Origin of the sequence: Zobellia sp. B3R18, assembly GCF_018860715.1 — a bacterium.
Lineage (GTDB): Bacteria > Bacteroidota > Bacteroidia > Flavobacteriales > Flavobacteriaceae > Zobellia > Zobellia russellii.
This window is the reverse complement of record NZ_JAHKQG010000003.1, coordinates 275,886-298,497: the sequence shown is the minus strand read 5'-3', so window position 1 is coordinate 298,497 and position 22,612 is coordinate 275,886. Positions and strand designations below refer to the sequence as shown.

Below are 22,612 nucleotides of genomic sequence, written 5' to 3'. Positions count from 1 at the left end.
ACTTGTGCAACAGGCACAATGCCTAAACGTAATGCGGGCTTTTAGGCTAAATCGAAAGGTCTGTGTATATTTATGAAGTCGCTAAATCTAATGGATTTAGCTTTGGAAAAGAAAAAATAAAATTAAACAATAAGCTTTAGCTTCGTGCACAGACGGAAATTAAAAGTTCCCTTACTACCGCACTACGCTTAGCTCAGGCATTGGGCTCAATTGTAAAAACATGATACAAGATTTTACGGCAGATTACGAAAAAGTACTTTTAAAGGATTCGCTTTTTTCAAAATATTCTCTGGAAAACGCAGACGAAATGGATTTGCTAAACCTGCTCTATTTTATTGGTGGCAATGATACTTACAGCAAGCTGAAAATAATTGATAGCTTTTGTACTAAATGTAAGAAGAATACAACTTTTAATAGCGAAGAATGTGATGAACAAGAGTTAAAGGATATGCTAACATTAGCTGGAATGCATAGCGGAAATCTTAAATCAAAAAACGAAAACACTTTAGTCAATAAATTAGAAAAAAAATCTCTTTTTATTAGAAAATTCACCTGTCCTAGGCAACCTAACGACCCTTCCCATTCTCAGTATTTCATTTTTAGAGTTATTAATAAAAATCTAATTAAAGTTGGACAACATCCAACTCTTGCTGATTTAACAACTGAATCTATTTCAAAATATAGAAAATTAAATGAGGATATATACTCAGAACTCAATAGAGCTATTGGACTCGCTGCTCATGGAGTAGGTATTGGTGCATTCGTTTACTTAAGAAGAATAATTGAAAAGCATATACTGACTCCAAAAATAAATGAACTGATATCTGAGGAAAAGATTGCTAAAGAAGAACTATTCAAGAAAGATTTCAAAGAAAAAATAAATCTAGCAAAAGATAAATTGCCATCATTTCTCGTGGAGAACACAAAAATATATTCGATTCTAAGTAAAGGAATTCATGCTTTAGATGAAGAGGAATGTAAAGAGCACTTTCCAATTCTAAGAACATCGATTGAAATCATTTTAGATGAACAAATAGAGAAAAATCAAAGAGAGAAAAAAAATAAACTTATAGCAGCAAGCTTGAACAAGTTAACCTGAAAATAACTGAGCCCAACACAACCTAAACGTAATGCGGACTTTAGGGCTAAACCGAAAGATGTTTGTATATTTATAATGTCGCTAAATTGAAAATTACGCGATAGCGAAATATTCAAATTTAGATTTAGACAAAAAAAGAAAAGCAAAACCAAAAATTTCGCTACGTGCGTAGATGGAAACGAAAAGTTTCCTTTCCCCCCGAACTAAGCTTAGCTAAGCCGTAACCTTGCATTAAGGTCAAAACCACGTTATTGAAAGTTTTGCCAAGAATATAGTTTCTCTCTCAAATAAAATATTGAACCAATGACCTCTAACCAACCAATAGAACCTAAACAAAGAATTGAAATTCTAGACATCCTAAGGGGTTTCGCTTTACTTGGAATCATTTTCATGAACATGGGATTTTTTAGCGGATACGTTTTTATGCCCTTTGATGACCTTGAACAAATAACTGACTTTCAATTAAATGAAAAATTATATTCGTTTTTAGATGTCATAGTCACAGGAAAGTTTTACACCCTCTTCTCACTTCTTTTTGCCGTTGGGTTCTATATTCAATATGAAAAGAACAAAGAAGATTCCATTAATTTTTTAAAAACATATAGAAGAAGACTATTTTTTCTGTTGTTGATAGGATTTTTGCACAGTTTAATTTGGTTTGGAGACATTTTACTTGCCTATTCGATATTTGGTTTTATCCTCATTTTATTCCGGAATGTCAAGTCAAAAAACCTTATTCTCTGGTCGATATTTTTCCTGCTATTTCCACTTTTAATCGATTTATGTCTCTTGCCATTTTCTGAGGCTTTAAGTTCTGCTAGTCCTGAAAAAACGGCTGCCCTGGCCCATGTTCAATATCCGGATATGACCGTTGAAGCAGTTATAAGTACATTCCAGAATGGTTCAATTGTAGACCTATTCTTTTTAAACATTCATAATCTTGTCTGGAAATACTTAGGTTATATTCCATCAGGGGGGTATTTTAAATTCCTTGGAATTTTTCTTCTTGGTTACTATTTCGCTTCAATTGAATTGTTTACAAAAAAAACAAAATCATCATTATTAATAACCAGTTTAATCGTAGGTCTTTTGGCTACTTTTTTAGCTAAAATAATTGGTGGAAGTTCCTATATGTTCCCATCAACTCCATTAAATATGCTTTATAAGTTCTTAGTATTAGCTGGCCAGATATTTCTGTGCATTTTCTACATAACTTCCATATCTAAAGCTGTTCAAACTTCTATAGGTAAAAGAGCATTTGGATATTTAATTCCTGTGGGGAGAATGGCTCTGAGCAATTACCTGTTTCAGACTTTGATCATGATTATTATATTTTACAATTTTGGATTTAACTTAATTGGTAAAATTGGTTTACTGCATACATCAGGTATTGCTATTCTTATTTTAGTTTCGCAAATTATTCTTAGCCATATCTGGTTAAGACATTTCAAATTTGGCCCCTTGGAATGGATTTGGCGTAGCCTGACCTATAAAAAGAGGATAGATCTCCGTTATCCAAATAACTATTCAGCCAAATGATGGAATTAATTCATGGAGATAATGTATTAAAATAATAGCCTAAATAGTAGTAAATTCAAGGTTTGTAGCCCGTTTAAAATTTCTTGTAACTTTAAAAGTAATCACCACGCAGTCGGCTACTATACTTATGCTAACCGTTAGGGAGATGACCAGAAGGCCATGTTACTCCGCTGCAAAAAAATACATACTGAATAAATAGCCTCTTTTTCACGACTTCCGTAGCACTTAGTTTCCAAAACGGTCCGCGTATGCCGCTATTTTAAATAGGGCTCTATTGCTTTTATCAACTTTACTACCTACTTTAGACAACCACATACAACTGTCATATACTCTAGAAGTCACAGCAATCTTTCCCTCGGTAGGCTGCGTCTTACGGAAAATATCCCCCCGGACTGTTAGGCACAATTTAATATTTATAACCAAACTTTAAACAAGTCTAATAATCTTGGACTCCAAACAAACACAAAATGAAATCAACGCAATTACTTATTTTCTTTTTACTTATAACCGTAATCTCAAAGGCACAAACCAGTGAACTTGGCACATTGGCAGATCAAATTTATTTTAATGGAGAGATTTATACCATGAACGATAACAGCCCAATGGTGGAAGCTGTGGCCGTAAGAGCCGATTCAATTCTGTCTGTGGGAAGTAAGGAAGATATCATGAAGTTAAAAGGGGATAAAACCCAACTTTTTGATTTAAAAGGCAAGACCATGGTTCCTGGTTTAATAGAGGGGCATGCCCATTTGTATGGTATTGGTCTTAATTTATTGGAAGTTGACTTGAGTGGAGCTAAGAGTTATGAGGAGGCCATTAAAAAAGTTGCTGAAAAAGCAAAAAGTACGCCAAAAGGAGAATGGATTATAGCTAACGGGTGGCATCATGATAAGTGGATTACACAACCTACATTAGTTAATGGGTATCCTACAAATAAGTTACTATCTGCTGCTGTACCAGATCATCCTGTTATTCTTGTACATGCCTCTGGACATATCATAATTATAAACCATAAAGCGATGGAAATTGCAGGTATCAATTCACAAACACCTCAACCGGATGGCGGCGAAATAGTTTTAGATTCAAATGGTGAACCCACCGGAATTCTTAATGAAACTGCAGGAGATTTAGTGTTTAAGTTTTTACCTGAACCTACAAAGGAAGATGTAAAAGAGACATTAATTCTAGCTTTAGAAGAGTGCTATAAAAATGGTATCACCGGATTTCATGATGCAGGTTCGGGGGGCTATATGGTAAACCTTTATGAAGAAATGGCCTCACAAAACCTAATTAAACTAAAGCTGTATGTTATGCTTCGCGGAACACAACCTGAACTTCTGGAATATTATTTTAAGAAAGGTATTCAAGAGAACCTATATGACAATCAACTAACCATTAGATCTATTAAACTAATGGCAGATGGGGCTTTAGGCTCAAGAGGTGCCTGGTTATTGGAAGAATATACAGATGCACCCGGAGTGCATGGTCATAATGTTACTCCGTTAGAGGATATTAATAAAATTGTCAATAATGCCTACAAAAATGGTTTTCAAGTGGGTATACATGCCATAGGTGACCGAGCAACTCGTGAGGTTTTGGATATTTATGAGAACACATTTAAGACTGAATCTACAAATAGTCCAAAAGATGCAAGATTTAGAATAGAACATGCCCAACATTTTGACCCAGCGGACATTGTTAGGGTTGCTGAATTGGATGTTATTCTTGCAATGCAGGCTATCCATATGTCATCGGATAGACCTTGGGCCATTGATCGTCTAGGAGAGAAACGTATTACCGAAGGTGCCTATATATGGCAGACCTTATTAAAGTCTGGAGCAAAGATTGTGAACGGAACCGATGCACCCGTAGAACCCATTGATCCTATGGCTGGCTTTTATGCGTCAGTATCCAGAAAAACTCTAAAAGGCATGCCTGATGGTGGTTATGAACCACTACAGAAAATGACTAGGAATCAAGCGCTCAGATCTTATACATTGGATGCCGCTTACGCTGCATTTCAAGAAAATGACAAAGGGAGTATAGAAGTTGGAAAATGGGCAGATTTCACTATACTTGACAAAAATATAATGACAATTCCCGAAAATCAAATCTTAGAAACCAAGGTCGCTATGACAGTTATTGGAGGAGAAGTAGTTTTTGATGATGAAAAAGTTAGGTGAATATACTTCTAAACTGAATCAATAACTGTGTACAACACCAGTAACCATTCTACAGAGCATTGATAAGTCATAAAACAAGACTACAAATGAGTGAAAAAGTAGAATTTAAAAATGTGGATGCGTATTTTGACGCTCAACCGCAGAACGTAAAAAACATGCTTTTGGAACTAAAAACCTGTATTCTAAAAGCAGAACCCAATGCAACGGAATTGCTTAACTACAACATTCCGGCTTATGCTTTAATCGAAAATGGGAAGCGTGAACAACAGATTATGATTGCGGGCTATAAGAAGCACGTGGGGTTTTATCCGCACCCGACAACCATAGAAAAATTCGACTCGGAATTGACCGAATACAAACGTGCTAAAGGTTCGGTTCAGTTTCCATTAAACAAACCTTTACCCAAAGAACTTATCATACGAATGGTAAAGTACCGGGTTGAATTATTAAAAAATTAGAAACCATGAAGAACCTAATGATTTGTGCGGTCTTAATATTCTTTGGTCCGGCAACACCACCTCTTTTTGCGCAAGGAGACAGCTATATAAATGACTATTTGGAACGGTTGGAAAATTCGCGTAAATACATAGTTCTGGTAGCGGAAACCATGCCGGAAGACAAGTATAGTTTTAAGGCCACACCGGAATCCCTAAGTTTTGCAGAGAATTTGCTGCATATTGGCTATGCCATGGATTGGCACAGTCAATCTTTGTTAGGGGGCAGGGCATCCAGAGACTGGCAAACGGACACCATTTTTAAAGTGAGTTCAAAGTCCAAAGCTGAAATGATAGCACTGATTAACAGCACATTTGATGAAACCATTAAGTTAATAGGTGAGTTTGATACCACTCAATTAGATGACCATTTGGACTACTTTGGTCTTAATAGGAGTAAACGGCAAATTTTGATGTTGCTGGCAGATCACATTACCCACCACAGAGCACAAATGCTTGTTTCTATGCGTTTAAACGGACTTACACCGCCTAGATATGTTCTTTTTCAATAAAAAAACACATTATGAAGATTGATTTACTAGTAACTTTTAGCGTTACCAAAGAAGAAAATTCAGAAGCCAGTAGGGCCAAAGTAGCGGACATTCTTATAGACAACGAAGAAATAGAATTGGCCTATTCCATGTTCGTGACAAAGTTTGGTTTACCTCCAAAAGAATCATAGCTATGGATGTTCAAGGACTTACCGGAAGTAAGAAGGAGTTTAAGTCTTTCCCTTACTCAAAAATAAGCTCGTTTTCAGTTGAAACTGCCGGTACTTTTGATGGCGATAGTGATTTTAAGATTTGGGTGAGCGGAGTAGGGGTATTTGAAATCAAATTCAGAAAATCACTAAACATTAAAAAGGTGGGAAAATTCCTAAGTGAAAAACTTTTAGGTTAACTTTATGGGTGATACCATTTTCGTGGGAAGAGCCCACGAGAATACCTAACCTGTTAACCACCCACCTCCAATCATGAAAAAGCAAATCCCTGCTAAGGCGTTACTTTTTGCTATAGTATTTCTATTCACTTGCTGTACATCTCGCGTGAATAAGCCTTCTGTAAATTCCAGCCCGATTGATGGTGTGTGGGAATTAAGCCATTTCTATAACCTAGGAAATGGAGATACGCTAAGTGTTGACACCAGTAAAGTGCAACATAAAATCTATTTAGACGGACATGTTATCTGGAATACGGACCCAGCTGCGGATGCATCTGAATGGCATGGCTATGGTACCTACACTTTTAAAAATGATACTATTACAGAAACCCTGACTTCAATGTCCAAGTCTATGCAGAGTGATGTAAATACGTATGTAATTCCCATAGAACGCAGTAACAACACTTATAAGCAGATAAATACTTATGAGCGCAACGATACTATTTTTCAAAACATTGAGATATATAAAAAGCTGAATTAAATTCAGTTTTATTCCGAAAGGGAATTTAGAAAAAAGGGAAAGCCACCTGTCAATACATACTTTTGATTGGCGGTTTTTTATTGTGATAGGAGGGTAGCCAGAATACTTGTAAATATGTTTACTCGGCACTGAAAATTGCACATAGAATCTTTTATGAAAACCTTAAAACTTTCTGTTACTCGAATGTTTAATACAGCCTTAAATTTGCTGTGAAATTAAGTGCGGACTTGTATCTCCATTTTAGTTTTTGCTTAATATTCAGAATATAGAAACAGTAGTAAAAGAAGAATTATTCCCTATTAGAATTTACAAAATGAAAAAGAATATATTTGGGTTGCTCATCGTAATCCTCTCCACACAGTTAAGTATCGCACAAGACGGTAATTTGCAATGGTTAGATATTGAATTATCAAATTATGAATATCCATATTCGGTTGAAACTTTAGAATTGAACATTCAAGAGCAAGACTTACAAATGCGGTATATGGATGTTACTCCAGACAATTACAATGGTAAAAACATTGTGCTGTTACATGGTAAAAACTTTAATGGCGCCTATTGGCAAACCACTATAGAAGCTTTAGCCAAAGAAGGTTTTCGTGTTGTTGTTCCGGACCAAATCGGATTTGGGAAATCTTCCAAACCGGAGCATTTTCATTACACCTTTCAGCAATTGGCCCAAAACACAAAAGCGCTACTAGACAAGCTGAATATTACTAAAACTGCCGTTCTAGGACATTCTATGGGGGGTATGCTAGCCACACGTTTTGCTTTAATGTACCCGGAAACCACAGAAAAACTGATTCTAGAAAATCCCATTGGTTTAGAAGATTGGAAACTAAAAGTGCCTTACAAACCAGTAGAGTGGTGGTATGACAATGAGCTTAAAAAGAACTACGAAGGCATAAAAAAATACCAGCTCGTTAACTATTATGACAATCAATGGAAACCGGAATATGACCAATGGATAAACTTATTGGCCGGTTGGACATTAAATTCTGAGTACAAAACCATAGCTTGGAATGCTGCATTAACCTATGACATGATTTTTACCCAACCTGTGGTGTATGAATTTAAAAACATAACCGCTCCCACATTATTAATAATAGGAACCAGAGACCGAACCGCTTTAGGAAAACCATTGGTTTCAGAAGAGGTTAGAAAAACTATGGGATTATACAGTGAGTTAGGAAAACAAACTAAAAAAACGATACCAAACTCAAAACTGGTTGAGATAGAAAACGTAGGCCACCTACCACATGTAGAGAAGTTTGATGTTTTTATAGATGCACTGGTGTCGTACTTAAAAGAATAATTAGAGTTGTTATTTTTTATGCAACATAGTATTGTTGAGAGTTTTGTTGAAAACCTTACAGATTTCTGTAAGGTTTTTTTGGTTAAGGGTCTAAATTGGTGATGAAATAAACAATACTCTTAACTACATGTTGATGAAATCTGAAAAACTGAAATAATAGAGAATTCTTAATATTGAGAAACTTGGAATTTTCAATGATTTTAATTGGAATAGAGATTCTACTCTTAAAGATTTTAAGTAAAAGAATATAATTTATGGTTGGAACTATTCTGGAAAAACTACTTTATCCAGGATTTTCTGTTCTTTAAGTGATAAATCAATTCACAGAGATTAGTACTTATCATACGAATGGTAAAGTGCCGGGTTGAATTATTAAAAACGATTTTTTTATAAGCCTCTTCTTCAAGAGGCTTTTTTAATTCAACATATAGAAGGGGTAAAATTTTGCATAATAACAAAAATCTCCCCCCATTACTGTAATATGAATTTTTGTGGTTTATATTTTAACTTCTTAGGCCAAGCAATTTTGAAAAATGGTTAAATTAGTGTTCAACCAATGTCAGTTGCTTACTTTGCTTGTATCTAATTTTCCTTCGGAAAATCGTCGCACTTAAACACGTAACTTTCAATTTATATAACTGTTGTTATGCATTTAAGCATCACTCTTAACTAATATTCCGTTGGCATGAAGAACAGACGAAATTTTATTAAAGGTCTGGGGGCAGCCGGCCTAATCGGTTCAACTTTAGTAAAGCCAAATATGCTTTTCTCACAAAATGTTGATTCCAAGCTCAACTTAAAAGGGAGTAACACCTTGCCTTTTCCTGTAAATGTTTCAGAAGACCGGGTTATAAGAACTGCTGTAGGTCTACGCCCATACAGACCATCCGGTTACCTTATTAAAAAGGAAAAAATTGGTGAAAAAGAAATTATACATAATTATGGACACGGAGGCGGAGGGATATCTCTTTCATGGGGAACAGCAACTCTTGCCGTTAATATGATTAGCGCCGTCCAAGCATCTAAGATAGCTGTGTTGGGATGCGGAGTTATAGGTTTGTCAACTGCTATACTTCTGCAACGCAGAGGGTTTCAGGTAACAATCTATAGTAAACAATTACCACCAGACACGGTGTCCAACGTAGCCGGTGCCTTATGGGCTCCTGTATCTGTCTTTGAACCGAGTCAGGTTGATTCTAAATTTATTGAACAGTTTAACAACGCATCACAGATTTCCCAAAGAATGTTTCAAGATTTGGTAGGAGAGCGATACGGTGTTTGGTGGATTAAGAATTATTTCTTGGGTGGAGGTTTTCGGTTTCCCGGCGGAAAAAATCTATACCCGGGATTTAAAGAATATGGGAAAGGGCTGTTTGATTATTCTAAAGTAGAGGAAATCAATACACTTATGATCGAACCTCCCATTTACTTAAATTCTTTGCTTGATGATTTTTACCGAGCTGGTGGTGAAATAAAGATTGTGGATTTCCGAACAACTCAAGAACTTATGAGTCTTGAAGAAGCAGTAATTATGAATTGTACGGGTCTAGGTTCAAAAAAACTTTTTAATGACTCAAGTTTAACTCCCGTTAAAGGTCAATTATCCGTTTTGCTTCCGCAACCGGAAATTGATTATTCCTACATTGTTTCTTCTCATGACAAATTACTGTATATGTTTCCCCGCAAGGATGGAATTATTCTTGGTGGAACATCGGAGAAAGGGAATTGGTCACTTGATCCGAGTGAAGAAGAAAGCTCAAGAATAATTAAAGGACATTCTGCAATTTCTGAGTATTTAAAAAAATCTTGACAAATACATTCTGCAATATAACATACCGTATAGCATGAAACTCTTGGTGGGATTAGTAAGAAATATGAAAATCTGCTAGGAATAATTGCGAGTTACTTAACCGCAATACATTCAATTTCCACACGCGCACCTCTTGCGAGACCTGATGCGCCAAATGCACTCCGAGCAGGTTTGTTCTTCGGGAAATATTTTACATACTCACTATTCATCTTTTCCCACTCGTCAATATCGGCAAGCATGCATGTACACTTAACCACTTTGTCCATTGAAGAGCCATTTTGCTCCAGAATCCTTTTGATGTTTTCCAGAACTTGTTTCGTCTCAGCTATAATACCACCAGACACCAATTCTCCATTTTCAGCACCGATCATACCCGAGAGATAAATTGTATTTCCAACAGTTACAGCAGGAGAGAATGGACGATTCTCACTTTGAGCATATGTAACCTTGTCATTGTCCTGCGCGAAAGTGAAAGTTGTAGAGAATAATATTATGGTTAAAGCAAGTGATGTTTTCATATATTGAGTTTTTAGCAATGATTATTTTCAATGAAAGATAATTATAATTTTTCAAAACATCGTTTGTTCATTACCTGAGGCTTAAATTTGGAATCAAAAAACGCGACTAGTTATGCAGACCGATTATAGATAAATGAGCTGGGTTGTATTTATTGAGGAAAATGTCTGCCGAGAAGTAAGTCCAATTTACTTTTGTCCGTCCTATTCAAATTTCAAGTGCTTTTTCAAAATTCTTTAAAAAGGTTATAGGAAAATTCAAAGATTGTATATTTAAGACCCATTATTGTTCCGGTATATAAGTTTAATTCGATTCCTATCCTTTAAAGTAAAACACCATGAAAATCCTAACACTATTAACCGTCCTAATGTTTTTCGGTTTGGTAAACTCACCTCTTTTCGCGCAGAAAGACGCTTATGTTCAAGACTATTTGGAGCGCTTGGAAAACTCCCGCAAGTATATAGTTCTGGTAGCGGAAACCATGCAAGAGGATAAATATGGTTTTAAGGCTACACCAGAATCTCTAAGTTTTGCCGAGAATCTATTACATATTGGTTACGCCATGGATTGGCATAGTCAATCTTTATTAGGGGACAGAGAATCTAGAGATTGGCAAACGGACACCGTTTTTAAAGTCGGCACAAAATCCAAAGCTGAAATGATAGCTTTAATCAATACCACGTTTGATGAAACCATAAAACTAATTGGTCAATTTGATACTGCTCAATTAGATGATGAATTAGATTATTTTGGTCTGAACAGAAGTAAACGACAAATTTTTATGCTGCTATCTGACCATATAACGCATCACAGAGCACAAATGCTAGTCTCCATGCGTCTAAACGGACTCACGCCGCCTAGATACGTTCTTTTTCAATGAACATTTCTTTTATAAAGGGCTGTCTATATCCATTATATTTCGGGCAAACCCTATTTTTGCAAAAATGTTTGATTCAATATGCTGATAAAAATTTTGAAGAAGGTAGTATTTGCAGTTCTTATAGGAATTGGCGTATTGGTAATTGCATACCTATTGTTCAATAGTTTTTATCCAAGTTTTGGTGGTGATGTTGGCCAAGAAAGGCAAGTGGTGTACGAGAACTCAAATCAGTTTAAAGACGGAAAGTTCATTAATGTCAAAGCCGTTCCAAAAGATTTAAGCCTAGGGGAAACCTTGAGTCTTGCTTATACCTTTTTTACGGCCAACGTTCCAAATGGCAGACCTAAGGAAGATTTAAAAGTTGAGAAACTAGATTCCGTCCAAGTAGCCGATTATAGGAGTAAAGCCAGATTAGTGTGGTTTGGACATTCCTCATTTTTGTTGCAAATGGAGGGCAAGAACATTCTTCTGGATCCCATGTTCGGTATGGTTCCTGCGCCACACCCATGGCTGGGAGATGAGCGCTTTAATAGAGAAATGCCTTTGGACGTACAAAAGTTGCCCACCATTGATGCGGTCATTTTCTCCCATGACCATTATGACCATTTGGATTATGAGACCATTTTAGCGATAAAGGATAAAACTGATCACTATTTTGTACCACTTGGGCTAGGGGTTCACTTGGAAGCATGGGGAATTTCAGCAGACAAGATAACGGAGATGGACTGGTGGCAAGAAAAAGAATTGGGCAATATAACTCTGGCCTGCACACCGGCACAACACTTTTCCGGCAGAAAGTTGAGTAACGGACAAAGCACCTTATGGAGCTCTTGGGTCGTGAAATCCCGTTCAGAAAACGTCTATTTTAGCGGAGACAGCGGTTATGCATCGCATTTTAAGCAAATAGGGGACTTGTACGGACCGTTTGATCTGGCCTTAATGGAATGTGGACAATATAATGAGCTGTGGCCTGATATACATATGATGCCCGAGGAAACGGCACAGGCAGGTTTGGATATTAATGCCAAAAAAATCATGCCCATACATTGGGCCGGTTTTAAATTGGCGCTCCATGATTGGAAAGACCCCATAAGGCGCGTACAAAAAAAGGCGTTAGAATTGAACGTTAAGGTAATTGCCCCAAAAATTGGCCAAGAAATTATTGTTACCGATTCCGTTACTACTTATCCCAACTGGTGGAAAAACCTATAAAATCGGGTTCTTAAATAGTTGAGATTCTAATCATTGTATCCACGAACTTCGCCCATGTCTAAAGTTATTGGTCCCAGCTTGTGGGAGGTGGGCAAGAAAGCTCCGGTTTCCATAATTTTCCAATCGTCCCAAGTAGCTTGGAGTCCCCCTATGGGAATAATGCTTACCCACATTTGGTAACTTTCTGGTAATCCGTTGGGGCCTAAATGCCAGAGATAGGAATCTCCTGGCGTACTACCGCCAGAAGAATAGGTAATCATCAGTGCTTTGGTACCGTCTTCCAAGTTTACCACACTACGTTGTGTGCCTTGGTCAAAAACTTTAAATGGAGCCACTAACCAAAAGGAATCATTATTGAAATAACCTTCGGCCTTGGTAATAAGTTCTTTTCGGGAGTTGCCAATAACCTCGGCTTCATTTTCAAACACCTTGCTTTTGTTCGGGTGTTTTAGGTTCAAAAGTATGCGATAGGCATCCCATTCTACATCCACCTCTCCGTTTATCTTGTCCCACTTATAGGAATGTGCACCATTGGCAAAACTCCATTCTAAATAGTTGGTGTTCCTATACGCTTCGTTATTAGTAGCCTTTAGCATTTTTTCGGCCAAGGCATCGGCCTCTGTACCGGGAATCCCTTTTGGTAGAGGTTCATTATAGATTAAATAAACAATTCCAAAACCAATAAGCAAAATGGCGGAAAGGATTATAATTCCTTTCCCCACAACCTTCAATATTCTTTTTATCATCTAAATGCTCTAAAATCCTACGGCGGTATCATCACCTCGTTTATCCGCTCCACCTTCTAAAGTTCCATCGGGCAATACACGTATGGCATCTACTTTTCCAATTATAGGGGTACGGTCTTCATTAATATGATAACCTTTAGTTTTTAAATTCTCTTTAAGTTCTTCCGAAAAGCCTTCGGGCTCAAAAATAACCACGTCCGGTAACCATTGGTGGTGAAAACGAGGGGCGTTTACTGCCTCTTGCATGCTCATATTAAACTCATATCCGTTTAGAATGGTTTGGGCCACTGCAGTAATTATTGTAGAACCTCCGGGCGTACCAACTACCATCCAAAGTTTACCGTCCTTTTCTACAATGGTAGGGGTCATACTGCTCAGCATACGCTTACCTGGTGCAATAGCATTGGCCTCGGCACCAACCAGACCGAACATATTGGGTACACCTGCCTTGGCACTAAAATCGTCCATTTCATTGTTCAAGAAAAAGCCAAGTTCATCACAATACAGCTTTGAACCATAAGCTCCGTTTAAAGTGGTAGTTACGGAAACCGCATTGCCCTCTGTATCTACAATGGAGTAGTGGGTAGTTTCCATACTTTCGGCCATTTGAAAGTTACCTTCACGAATGTCTTCGGATTTTGTTGCTTTATCAAAGGAAAAATCGGCCATGCGTTCATCCAGATATTTGGGACTTAAAAGTTGGTCCATTGGGATGCTCACAAAATCAGGGTCGCCCAACCAGTAGTTACGGTCAGCATAGGCACGGCGCGCAGCTTCTGTAAACAATTGAACGGTCTTTTCGGAATTGTGCCCAAATTTGGCAACGTCATACGGTTCCATCATCCTCAAAATTTGGTTGATGGTCATACCTCCGCTGCTAGGCGGACTCATAGATATAATATGAAGGTCTTTGTAATCAAAAACGACAGGTTCGCGCCAGCGGGCCTCATATTGCTCCAAATCTTTTTCGGTTACAAATCCACCTTTTTCCTGAATGAAAGACGCCAATATTTTTGCGGTTTCCCCTTTGTAGAAACCGTCCCTGCCATCTTTAGCAATACGCCTGAGTGTATTTGCCAATGCAGGGTATTTTACCAAATCGCCAGCTTTACAGCCTATCGGGAAGGTTGTAACACTATCGTTAACCTCAAGAATTATCTCTTTATAGTTGGCGAACCTTTCGGCTTGCTTCTCGGTTATGATAACACCTTCATCTGCCAAAGCAATTACAGGGGCGAGGATATCTTCTAAAGACATAGAACCGAACTTCTTATGTACCTCTACAATGCCGGCTACCGTTCCGGGAACACCAACTGCGGTAGCGCCCTTGGTACTCATACCCGGAATAACATTACCCAGAGAATCTAAATACATATCTTTTGTAGCGGATAATGGTGCTTTTTCTCGGTAATCCAATGCTCCTATAGAACCATCCGCTTTGCGATATACCATAAAACCACCACCGCCTATATTTCCGGCGAACGGATAGGATACTACCAGTGCCAATTCCGTAGCAACCATGGCGTCAAAAGCATTTCCTCCTTGTTTTAAAATTGTAGCACCTATGGTAGAAGCTTCTTCTCGGGCAGAAACCACCATAGCCTTCTCAGCGACTACACCCGTGGGTTTTGCCGGTTTTGGAGGCTCGTTTTTACAATTGACAAAAAGAAGGAGAACAAGGGTCTTCAATAGAATTAGACGTGTTGGTTTCATACGCGGTCGGTTTAAAGGATTGTACTTTTTTTATTAATTTCTATCTGCCTTGATATTAAAGTGAAATAAATTTTTGTTTTGAAAACACCATGAGTTCATCAAAAAAAGCAGCAAACTCTTCTTCAAACTTTTCATAATGTTCCTCCAGATCCAAAATAGCAAAATTCATTTTGGATTTATTGTTGGTCCTACGGTTCATGCCTTTCAATACCTTTGCTATTCCCTCCATTTTGGAATAGTTATATATCCAATTATCCGAAATCATATAAGGCATCATGCGTTGTACGCCCACCGGTAGAATAGGGTAATTGTCCTCCAGTAGATCATAGAAATTCTCAACATAGGCATCCAAAGGTGTTTTACTATATGTACTCCAGTTCTTGGCAAGGTAATGGTCGTAAAAAATATCTACGATCACCCGACTATAATGACTGTAATTTTTATGTAAACGCTTGCTACTAATTTTAGGAATTTCATGTGTATCCGTAAACGTATCAATTTCCCGGTGCAATAGAATTCCCTTTTGGACCCTTTCCGGCAGGTGCTTAAATTTATTGCCCCGTATACTGTCCGCAATAAAATTTCCCAAAGTAATTTCTGGGTCGTCAAAAGAGAGATAAATGTGTGCTAAAAAGTTCATAAGCTCGAATTTACAAATTGCAAACATAGTATTGGCCTTAGACCTGTATATTTGCAGAAACTATTTTAAAAAAATATGACATTAATAAAATCGATTTCAGGTATACGAGGCACTATTGGAGGTAGCCCGGGAGATAACTTAACCCCCATAGATGCGGTTAAATTTGCTGCAGCATATGGTATTTGGTTAAAAGCGTATTCTAAAAAAGAAGAATTAAAAGTAGTTATTGGTAGAGATGCCCGCCTTTCAGGTGAAATGATCCAAAACCTTGTAGTATCTACTTTAGTAGGTCTTGGAATAGATGTTGTTGATTTAGATTTGTCCACTACACCTACGGTGGAAATAGCAGTGCCTTTGGAAAAAGCCGATGGTGGGATTATTTTAACCGCCAGCCACAATCCAAAACAATGGAACGCCCTTAAACTTCTTAATGAAAAAGGGGAGTTTTTAGATGCGGCCCAAGGTACTAAAATTTTGGATATAGTCGAAAAGGAAGATTTTGATTTCTCCGAGGTTGATGACCTAGGGAGTATTACCAAAAACGATTCGTACATAGACATTCATATTGATGAAGTTCTAGATTTATCATTGGTAGATGCGGATACTATTCGCAAAGCAAAATTTAAGGTAGTAGTAGATGGGGTAAATTCCACTGGGGGAATTGCCATTCCAAAACTACTGGAAGAACTTGGTGTTGAAGTCGTAAAACTATATTGTGACCCAACAGGTCATTTTCCGCATAACCCAGAGCCTTTAAAAGAACATTTAGGGGATATTTGTGAATTGGTAGTAAAAGAAAAAGCCGATTTTGGTATCGTGGTAGACCCAGATGTAGACCGTTTGGCTTTTATTGATAACACTGGCGAAATGTTTGGTGAAGAATACACTTTAGTGGCCTGTGCAGATTACGTTTTGGGCAAGACCAAAGGAAACACGGTTTCTAACCTTTCTTCTTCACGTGCATTACGGGACATTACCCAAAAGCATGGCGGCACTTATGAAGCTGCAGCAGTGGGCGAGGTTAATGTGGTTACGAAAATGAAAGCGAACAATGCCATTATTGGTGGTGAAGGTAACGGGGGTATCATTTATCCTGAAAGTCACTACGGCCGTGATTCTTTGGTGGGTACTGCTTTATTCTTAATGCTTATGGCCGAAAAAGGTGGAACAGTTGCAGAACTTCGCGCAAGCTACCCTTCGTACTTTATGAGCAAAAAGAAAATACAGTTAACACCGGGTCTAGATGTAGATGGTATTCTTAAGGCCATGGCCGAAAAGTATAAAAACGAAGATATATCTACCATTGATGGTGTAAAAATAGATTTTGCCGAAAATTGGGTACACCTTAGAAAATCAAATACAGAACCAATTATCCGTATTTATACCGAAGCTAAAAGTCAGTCTCAAGCAGACGAACTTGCCGATCGTATAATTGGAGAGATAAAAACTGTAGCCGGTTTGTAAAATCAGCACCTTCCTGAGTGCAGTCTAAGGATGGTGCTTCATAATAAAACGCTCGGAATGATTGAGTTTTTTCTCATTTTCATTTCGAGCGTTTTTACGTTTAATCAAGAAATATTTTCCCCGGAGCTAGTCTTCTATAAGCCTTGTATTACTCAGCACAATCCTGTTTTATATAATTCATATTAATGAGTAACACCTTTTTGAGCACAGCCGGCCAAAAAGTTTCTCTCTCAGTTGAAGTAACAACTTCCGGTGCGCAGTCGAAGGGAGAGGATTACTCAAACTCCACAGGAACACTATTTCTGTGTTTCCAGCGTCTATGTGTCCACAAGTAGTATTCCGGTTGTTCCTTTATCTGTTGCTCTGCGAGTCTTAAAAAGGTGTCCGTTATCTCATTTTTTTCGGTAGAGGCTCCTGCAGTCGTAATAGGAATTAATTCCGCTTTGTAATAACCTCTTTTAACTTTGGACACTTTTAAAAAAACTACGGCCAAATCCATTTTTCGGGCTAAAGTTTCCGCACCGTTAATTACTGGCACTTTTACACCCATAAATTCGGTCCAATAATGCGCGCGGCTACGTTGTGGAGATTGGTCGCTTACCATACCAAAAATTCCCTTTACGTTGTTTTTATAGTTGACCAATACGGTTTTGGCCGTTTCCTCTTTGGTAATAAGTGTTGTGTTCCAACGCGCACGGACTTTTTTCACCCATCGGTCAAAATAGGTGTTGCTTATTTTTTGGTAAACTGCATAACCTTTGGAGTTGACATAATTGTTCATGCTAACGTTCCACTCCCAGTTCGCGTAATGCGAACAAACAACCAATATGCTTTTTTCCTTTTCAATTTCTTGTAGAACTTCAATATTCTGAACATCATAGCGCTTTTTAACTGCCGCTTTGGAAAGACTCATGGTTTTTACCATTTCCAAGAACATATCGCACATATGGTGGTAAAACTTTTTTTGGATGTCCTTTATTTCTGATTCCGTTTTGTCCGGAAAGACCAACTCCAAGTTTTGTTGTACCACATTCTTTCTATAGCCCACAACACGATAGACCCAAAAGAATACAAAATCCGAAAATCCGTAAAAAAGGCGATAGGGAAGTATAGAAATTATCCACAGCAATGGATATACTAAAATAAAAACAAGCAACTGCATCAAGACATTTTAAGTAGACAAATATAACTATATTTGAACCGAAATTAACTGCACCCTATGAACAACCTGGATATTGCCACTATCGTGGTAATTGCTGCTAATGTTTTAGTCTCCTTAAAAGGATTTAACGATACCGCTTTTTTTGAACGTTACAAGTTTGGCATTGGCCAGATTCAGGCGGGACAAAAAGACCGAATGCTTACTTCCGGTTTTTTGCATGTAGACATTGCACACCTCTTCTTTAATATGTTTACCCTATACTTCTTTGCACCTGTGGTGGTCAATTGGTTTGGATCAGGTAAATTTTTAGGTGTCTATTTTATTAGTTTGTTGGCCGGAAGTTTATTGGCCATGTTTTTTCATAAGAACGAGCCGTATTATAGTGCCGTAGGTGCAAGTGGAGCTGTAACCGGAGTACTGTACGCTGCTATACTGCTTCAGCCTAATATGCAGTTGGGCATTATGTTCATACCGTTACCGGTACCAGCCTATGTTTTTGGTATTGGATACCTATTGTATTCTATTTATGGAATGAAAAGCCGATTGGGTAATATTGGCCACACCGCTCATTTTGGTGGCGCTATTGGGGGCTATGTTAGCACACTACTGTTTATGCCTCAATTATTGGTAAACGAGCCCCTTATGGTTGGCTTGTTGGCATTACCTATTATAATACTTCTAATTATGGCCAAGATGGGTAAATTATAAGTTACCGTTCATCGATCTTCCTTATTAAAGTTCCTAGTTAACGCATAAAATTTTCGTTAAAAAGGCAAGAAAAGCCCCTTATATAGGTAATTCATCGAAAATAATTGAGTGGGGTATACACTTCACCGTAGTTTTACGTTCTGTTAGAACCCAAATCTAATAGCTTTTAAACCTACTTATAATGAAAAGACTTTCACTTGTCGCATTAGCGGCTGTTGCATTTGCTACATCTTGTAGCGATGAGACTACAGTTTTTACCGACACCGAAGACAATATTTCAATTGAAGCAAAAGAGTCTGTTTTAGAGAACAGTATTCTTTATGATGATGCTGGTGTGTTAGAAATTTTGAAAGAAGATGGCAGTACTACCGGAAAAACATCCAAAAGTGGAGAAGAAATGGCGGGAGATTACCCGTTAACCCTTATTGCCCGGGTAGACCCACCTTCTTATAGCGGAGCAGAAAATCTTACCGCATCTCATGTGGATGTGGATGGAGATTACGCTTACGTATCCTATAATACTGTTGAAGACGGTTATGCGGGTGGTATAGACATTATAAATGTTAGTGACCCTAACAACCCTCAAGTCTCTTCTAGATTGTACTATTCCAATGCTGATATTAATTCTATAGCTTATGCTAATGGCTATGTGTATGCCGTTGGTGGTGTGGATTCCGAAAAATCAGTTAGAGCTACTTCAAATTCATTTGTGGTAAAAATACCTGCTTCTAGTGGTAAATTGGATGTAAGCGGAGAGTTAATCTACGGTTTTCAAGAAGGTTTTACTGCAAACGATGTTAAGGTAACTTCAGATGGGGTATTGGTAACAAGTGGGAAAGATGGTTTGTTAACGTCTTATAAAATCTCGGACCTTTCTACACAGAACGATGCTTCTTTTTCGGATTTACGTTCAGTAGCACAAAACAATGGAACTATTGCCGTACTAGATGCGAGCCAAGGTGTTAGCATCATGGACAAAAGCTTTACGGTTAGTAAAACAATTGCCATTAGTTCGGATTTTGGGGACAACAGTAAAAGAACCCTTGATTTTTCAGGTGAAAAAATATACGTTTCAGAAGGATCTAAAGGAGCCGGTGTTTATAATATGACCAGTGGCGATTTATTAGAGCATATTCCAATTCTTTTAAATCCAGAGGGAACAGAAACTCAAAATATTGTAACCAATGCCGTTGCCATTAATGAGGATGTTCTACTTATGGCCAATGGTGGTGCCGGTCTATGTTTATCGGAAGATAAAGACGGACAGACCAATATTATTGGTGTGGTAGATTTAGATGGCTCTATTAACTATGTAGCATCTAAAGGTGATTATATTTTTGCTGCTTCGGGTAAAGCTGGACTTCAAATTGTAAAGTTGAACAGACCTGATCAGAGTTTAGAAAGCCGTTGTGCAGAATTATCATACTACTACGGAAGTTCCAACTTATCCGTAAACCAAGGTGAGACCAAAGAGTTTAAAGGTTCTAAGTACTTTAACTCGGTTAACGTAAACGGTTCATTGTTGTTATGCGGAACTTGGGCAGTAAACAACAGCAGTTATATAAACAGTAATGGTTTGTTTGAAATGAACGGTACATTGTACATTGGAAGAAACAACAAACGAAAGAACATTACCGTTAACAAGGATGCCAAACTAAGAATTGAAGGAAACCTAACAGTTTATGGAGATATCATTCTTAACGATGGAGCTACACTTGAGTTTATTGGAGACGACTCCGTTGCAAATGTATTTGGTAGCGTTAAAAAATTAGGAAGCGCAACCGTAATAGGTACGTTTAGAGATGTAAGAAACAAGTTCTAAGATACTTGTAGATATACAAAAAGCCCCGAACGGATTTCCGCTCGGGGCTTTTTAGTTATATAAAAATATATTTTACTGCAGTAACTCTGCAACCTTTTGTTCCAAAGCGGGACCTCTTAGGTTCTTAGCTATAATTACGCCATTTTCATCCAATAGAAAAGCGGCAGGTATAGCATCTACATTGTATAACTTGGCAATTGGGTCATTAAAGTAGGCCAAGTTAGAAACTTGGTTCCAGGTTAGACCGTCATCGGCAATGGCCTTTTTCCAAGCGTCTTCTGTTTTATCCAAAGACACACCTATAATGTTCAACCCTTTGTCATGGTATTTTTTATACACATTTACTACATTAGGATTCTCGGCACGGCAAGGCTTGCACCAAGCGGCCCAGAAATCTATTAAAGTAACTTTCCCTAAAGCATCGGCAAGTGCCAATTCTTTTCCGTCAGGGGTAGGAGCGGTAAAAGCAGGGGCCTTAGCGCCTATAGCAGTACTTTTTTGGCTTTCCTCAGCTTTCTTTTGAGCATCCAATTTTTCAGTAATTAAAGCGGCCGCCTTTGTTTCCTTTATTTCAGGTGAAAGTCCGTCATACAAAGTTTGTGCTTCTTCGGCAGTTACCGCACGTGCTCCAATAGCCCTATCGATCAAAAGAACCGAAATAAGTGCTTCTGGGTGTTCTTTAATATAGGTAAGCTCAAAATCTTTGTATTCTTCTTGAAGCTCCATCATTTCGTCACGAAGTGAATTGGCTGTAGCTTCATCAGCAGATTGTTGGGCTTTTTGCATATCCTGTTGGATAGATTGTGCCTGTCCCGTTATTTTCTTAGACTGGTCCATGTAATCCATGAACACCTCATTTTGCTTTGAACCCTTTACTTTGGCAAAACCTAAGCTATCTTTTTGGGCACTAAGCTCTATATCGCCATTTTCTAAAATAACCGCGGTGTATCCCATGAGCTTGTCAACAAAAACATAGTGCATCTCAGGAGAATCTGCAGTACCTGTAAAAACAAAGCTTCCGTTTTCAACAGTGGTAGTGTCAATATCTACAGGTTGGCCATTTTCACCCATAGCTCTTAGAAACACTTTAGTTCCATTTTCAACTTCTCCGGTTATGTTTCCTTTAAAGTTATACCCTTCGGGCTTTTGGTTACAGGCTATTACACCTAGTAAGATACAGACTGATAATACTACTTTTTTCATTCTTTTTGTTTAAGATCAGGTAAATGTAGGTATATATCGGAACAAAAAAAAGCCCTTAACATTACGAGTCAAGAGCTTAAAAGCGTTTTATGGTTATTTTGTTTTTAGAACTGGTAACGAATGCCTAGGGCAATGTCAAAATTAAACTTGTTATCAAAGTTTTTAAAACCTATCAAACCCAATTCTGGCCTAAAATCCAAAGAAACAACAATAGGCAGGTCAGGATTGTATTCTACACCCACATCACCTGCAATAAAAACAAAGAGTCCGCCATCTGGGTCTTCGGCAATGGTAGGGTTGTTTCTGTTGGGTACGGGGGCGAAATCTACACTTCCGAGACCTCCACCGGCACCGTAGAACCAGTTGAACCCTTGATCAATCTCATATATCCACTGGTATACGCCGGTTAGCTTCACGGCATCAAATTCACGACTGTCCCGGTAACCAAGATCCAACTCGGCACGGGTATAGCGGCCTAGGGACCTTTGGTAAGAGATTTCGGCTCCAAACCCATCACTGTCACCAAGCCTTAAACCTAGGGCGTTATCTGCTATTTCTTGAGCTTGAAGGGAAAGTACGGTGGAGCTAAGGCAAATAAAAAATAAAAATTTCCATTTTTTCATATTCTTGTGATTTTTGGTTCTAAAAAGGCGTTTTACGTTCGCCTTTCAAGCATAAAAACTTAA

Annotated in this window: 23 protein-coding genes; 16 read left to right on the top strand and 7 right to left on the bottom strand. The window is 38.0% G+C overall.

Annotated elements, in window-relative coordinates; genetic code table 11:
- The first annotated feature begins 220 nt into the window (after window positions 1–220).
- The 11 genes from KO513_RS02355 (at window position 221) to KO513_RS02305 (ending at window position 9,860) form a co-directional block, all read left to right on the top strand.
- Window positions 221–1,099 carry a hypothetical protein gene (locus KO513_RS02355; RefSeq protein ID WP_215912127.1) on the top strand — a complete coding sequence of 293 codons (879 nt, stop codon included), beginning with the start codon at window positions 221–223 and terminating at the stop codon, window positions 1,097–1,099.
- A 303-nt stretch (window positions 1,100–1,402) separates the two neighbouring features.
- Complete coding sequence (locus KO513_RS02350) at window positions 1,403–2,638, top strand: DUF418 domain-containing protein (protein WP_215912126.1); 1,236 nt, start codon at window positions 1,403–1,405, stop codon at window positions 2,636–2,638.
- Between the two features lie 467 nt (window positions 2,639–3,105).
- The gene (locus tag KO513_RS02345; protein WP_215912125.1) at window positions 3,106–4,821 is read left to right on the top strand and encodes an amidohydrolase; all 1,716 of its coding nucleotides are present in this window, start codon (window positions 3,106–3,108) and stop codon (window positions 4,819–4,821) included.
- Between the two features lie 86 nt (window positions 4,822–4,907).
- Window positions 4,908–5,279, top strand: coding sequence for an iron chaperone (locus KO513_RS02340; protein WP_215912124.1), 372 nt, complete (start codon window positions 4,908–4,910; stop codon window positions 5,277–5,279).
- A 5-nt stretch (window positions 5,280–5,284) separates the two neighbouring features.
- Complete coding sequence (locus KO513_RS02335; protein ID WP_215912123.1) at window positions 5,285–5,827, top strand: DinB family protein; 543 nt, start codon at window positions 5,285–5,287, stop codon at window positions 5,825–5,827.
- Window positions 5,828–5,838: 11 nt separating this feature from the next.
- Window positions 5,839–5,997 carry a hypothetical protein gene (locus KO513_RS02330; RefSeq protein WP_215912122.1) on the top strand — a complete coding sequence of 53 codons (159 nt, stop codon included), beginning with the start codon at window positions 5,839–5,841 and terminating at the stop codon, window positions 5,995–5,997.
- 2 nt (window positions 5,998–5,999) lie between these two features.
- Entirely contained in the window at window positions 6,000–6,215 is a 216-nt protein-coding gene (locus tag KO513_RS02325; protein WP_215912121.1) for a PH domain-containing protein, read from the top strand.
- 73 nt (window positions 6,216–6,288) lie between these two features.
- Window positions 6,289–6,735: a hypothetical protein gene (locus KO513_RS02320; protein WP_215912120.1), complete on the top strand. Its 447-nt coding sequence runs from the start codon at window positions 6,289–6,291 to the stop codon at window positions 6,733–6,735.
- A gap of 313 nt (window positions 6,736–7,048) precedes the next feature.
- On the top strand, window positions 7,049–8,050 hold the full coding sequence (locus tag KO513_RS02315) for an alpha/beta fold hydrolase (protein WP_215912119.1): 1,002 nt from the start codon (window positions 7,049–7,051) through the stop codon (window positions 8,048–8,050).
- Between the two features lie 247 nt (window positions 8,051–8,297).
- Entirely contained in the window at window positions 8,298–8,384 is an 87-nt protein-coding gene (locus tag KO513_RS19775; protein WP_215912137.1) for an AAA family ATPase, read from the top strand.
- 351 nt (window positions 8,385–8,735) lie between these two features.
- A complete protein-coding gene (locus KO513_RS02305) occupies window positions 8,736–9,860 on the top strand; it encodes an FAD-dependent oxidoreductase (RefSeq protein WP_215912118.1) in 1,125 nt (374 codons plus the stop codon).
- 92 nt (window positions 9,861–9,952) lie between these two features.
- Here the strand turns inward: KO513_RS02305 and KO513_RS02300 are convergent, their stop codons facing one another.
- Window positions 9,953–10,378 carry a RidA family protein gene (locus tag KO513_RS02300; protein ID WP_215912117.1) on the bottom strand — a complete coding sequence of 142 codons (426 nt, stop codon included), beginning with the start codon at window positions 10,376–10,378 and terminating at the stop codon, window positions 9,953–9,955.
- Window positions 10,379–10,713: 335 nt separating this feature from the next.
- Between KO513_RS02300 and KO513_RS02295 the strand changes: the two genes are divergently transcribed.
- Both KO513_RS02295 and KO513_RS02290 read left to right on the top strand, forming a co-directional pair.
- Entirely contained in the window at window positions 10,714–11,256 is a 543-nt protein-coding gene (locus tag KO513_RS02295; RefSeq protein WP_215912116.1) for a DinB family protein, read from the top strand.
- A 93-nt stretch (window positions 11,257–11,349) separates the two neighbouring features.
- Window positions 11,350–12,468, top strand: a complete 1,119-nt coding sequence (locus tag KO513_RS02290; protein WP_371735252.1) for an MBL fold metallo-hydrolase — start codon at window positions 11,350–11,352, stop codon at window positions 12,466–12,468.
- Window positions 12,469–12,494: 26 nt separating this feature from the next.
- Here KO513_RS02290 and KO513_RS02285 read toward each other — a convergent pair whose 3' ends face one another.
- From KO513_RS02285 to KO513_RS02275, 3 genes are read right to left on the bottom strand one after another with little or no spacing between them, the layout of a single operon-like run.
- Window positions 12,495–13,214, bottom strand: a complete 720-nt coding sequence (locus KO513_RS02285; RefSeq protein ID WP_215912114.1) for a hypothetical protein — start codon at window positions 13,212–13,214, stop codon at window positions 12,495–12,497.
- Window positions 13,215–13,223: 9 nt separating this feature from the next.
- Window positions 13,224–14,927: a gamma-glutamyltransferase gene (ggt, locus tag KO513_RS02280; protein ID WP_215912113.1), complete on the bottom strand. Its 1,704-nt coding sequence runs from the start codon at window positions 14,925–14,927 to the stop codon at window positions 13,224–13,226.
- A gap of 55 nt (window positions 14,928–14,982) precedes the next feature.
- Complete coding sequence (locus KO513_RS02275) at window positions 14,983–15,567, bottom strand: acyl carrier protein phosphodiesterase (RefSeq protein WP_215912112.1); 585 nt, start codon at window positions 15,565–15,567, stop codon at window positions 14,983–14,985.
- Window positions 15,568–15,642: 75 nt separating this feature from the next.
- On the opposite strand from KO513_RS02275, the gene glmM reads away from it, so the two are divergent.
- Window positions 15,643–17,031, top strand: a complete 1,389-nt coding sequence (glmM, locus tag KO513_RS02270) for a phosphoglucosamine mutase (protein ID WP_215912111.1) — start codon at window positions 15,643–15,645, stop codon at window positions 17,029–17,031.
- Window positions 17,032–17,305: 274 nt separating this feature from the next.
- Here the strand turns inward: glmM and KO513_RS02265 are convergent, their stop codons facing one another.
- Complete coding sequence (locus KO513_RS02265) at window positions 17,306–18,193, bottom strand: lysophospholipid acyltransferase family protein (protein ID WP_215912110.1); 888 nt, start codon at window positions 18,191–18,193, stop codon at window positions 17,306–17,308.
- 57 nt (window positions 18,194–18,250) lie between these two features.
- Here KO513_RS02265 and KO513_RS02260 point away from each other — a divergent pair, with 57 nt between their 5' ends.
- A complete protein-coding gene (locus tag KO513_RS02260) occupies window positions 18,251–18,901 on the top strand; it encodes a rhomboid family intramembrane serine protease (protein ID WP_215912109.1) in 651 nt (216 codons plus the stop codon).
- Window positions 18,902–19,082: 181 nt separating this feature from the next.
- Window positions 19,083–20,723, top strand: a complete 1,641-nt coding sequence (locus KO513_RS02255; protein WP_215912108.1) for a hypothetical protein — start codon at window positions 19,083–19,085, stop codon at window positions 20,721–20,723.
- A 72-nt stretch (window positions 20,724–20,795) separates the two neighbouring features.
- Here the strand turns inward: KO513_RS02255 and KO513_RS02250 are convergent, their stop codons facing one another.
- Together KO513_RS02250 and KO513_RS02245 are read right to left on the bottom strand one after the other, a co-directional pair.
- Entirely contained in the window at window positions 20,796–21,926 is a 1,131-nt protein-coding gene (locus KO513_RS02250; RefSeq protein WP_215912107.1) for a TlpA disulfide reductase family protein, read from the bottom strand.
- A 104-nt stretch (window positions 21,927–22,030) separates the two neighbouring features.
- On the bottom strand, window positions 22,031–22,549 hold the full coding sequence (locus KO513_RS02245; protein WP_215912106.1) for a hypothetical protein: 519 nt from the start codon (window positions 22,547–22,549) through the stop codon (window positions 22,031–22,033).
- Between the last annotated feature and the right edge of the window lie 63 nt (window positions 22,550–22,612).

Excerpts from the sequence above, each read along its gene's own strand:
- KO513_RS02295 (WP_215912116.1), top strand. The coding sequence starts at position 10,714 with ATGAAAATCCTAACACTATTAACCGTCCTAATGTTTTTCGGTTTGGTA.
- KO513_RS02345 (WP_215912125.1), top strand. The coding sequence starts at position 3,106 with ATGAAATCAACGCAATTACTTATTTTCTTTTTACTTATAACCGTAATC.
- KO513_RS02325 (WP_215912121.1), top strand. The coding sequence starts at position 6,000 with ATGGATGTTCAAGGACTTACCGGAAGTAAGAAGGAGTTTAAGTCTTTC.
- KO513_RS02340 (WP_215912124.1), top strand. The coding sequence starts at position 4,908 with ATGAGTGAAAAAGTAGAATTTAAAAATGTGGATGCGTATTTTGACGCT.
- KO513_RS02330 (WP_215912122.1), top strand. The coding sequence starts at position 5,839 with ATGAAGATTGATTTACTAGTAACTTTTAGCGTTACCAAAGAAGAAAAT.
- KO513_RS02320 (WP_215912120.1), top strand. The coding sequence starts at position 6,289 with ATGAAAAAGCAAATCCCTGCTAAGGCGTTACTTTTTGCTATAGTATTT.
- KO513_RS02275 (WP_215912112.1), bottom strand. The coding sequence starts at position 15,567 with ATGAACTTTTTAGCACACATTTATCTCTCTTTTGACGACCCAGAAATT.
- KO513_RS02255 (WP_215912108.1), top strand. The coding sequence starts at position 19,083 with ATGAAAAGACTTTCACTTGTCGCATTAGCGGCTGTTGCATTTGCTACA.
- KO513_RS02305 (WP_215912118.1), top strand. The coding sequence starts at position 8,736 with ATGAAGAACAGACGAAATTTTATTAAAGGTCTGGGGGCAGCCGGCCTA.
- glmM (WP_215912111.1), top strand. The coding sequence starts at position 15,643 with ATGACATTAATAAAATCGATTTCAGGTATACGAGGCACTATTGGAGGT.
- KO513_RS02260 (WP_215912109.1), top strand. The coding sequence starts at position 18,251 with ATGAACAACCTGGATATTGCCACTATCGTGGTAATTGCTGCTAATGTT.
- KO513_RS02285 (WP_215912114.1), bottom strand. The coding sequence starts at position 13,214 with ATGATAAAAAGAATATTGAAGGTTGTGGGGAAAGGAATTATAATCCTT.
- KO513_RS02355 (WP_215912127.1), top strand. The coding sequence starts at position 221 with ATGATACAAGATTTTACGGCAGATTACGAAAAAGTACTTTTAAAGGAT.
- ggt (WP_215912113.1), bottom strand. The coding sequence starts at position 14,927 with ATGAAACCAACACGTCTAATTCTATTGAAGACCCTTGTTCTCCTTCTT.
- KO513_RS02265 (WP_215912110.1), bottom strand. The coding sequence starts at position 18,193 with ATGCAGTTGCTTGTTTTTATTTTAGTATATCCATTGCTGTGGATAATT.
- KO513_RS02335 (WP_215912123.1), top strand. The coding sequence starts at position 5,285 with ATGAAGAACCTAATGATTTGTGCGGTCTTAATATTCTTTGGTCCGGCA.
- KO513_RS02315 (WP_215912119.1), top strand. The coding sequence starts at position 7,049 with ATGAAAAAGAATATATTTGGGTTGCTCATCGTAATCCTCTCCACACAG.
- KO513_RS02250 (WP_215912107.1), bottom strand. The coding sequence starts at position 21,926 with ATGAAAAAAGTAGTATTATCAGTCTGTATCTTACTAGGTGTAATAGCC.
- KO513_RS02350 (WP_215912126.1), top strand. The coding sequence starts at position 1,403 with ATGACCTCTAACCAACCAATAGAACCTAAACAAAGAATTGAAATTCTA.
- KO513_RS02300 (WP_215912117.1), bottom strand. The coding sequence starts at position 10,378 with ATGAAAACATCACTTGCTTTAACCATAATATTATTCTCTACAACTTTC.
- KO513_RS02245 (WP_215912106.1), bottom strand. The coding sequence starts at position 22,549 with ATGAAAAAATGGAAATTTTTATTTTTTATTTGCCTTAGCTCCACCGTA.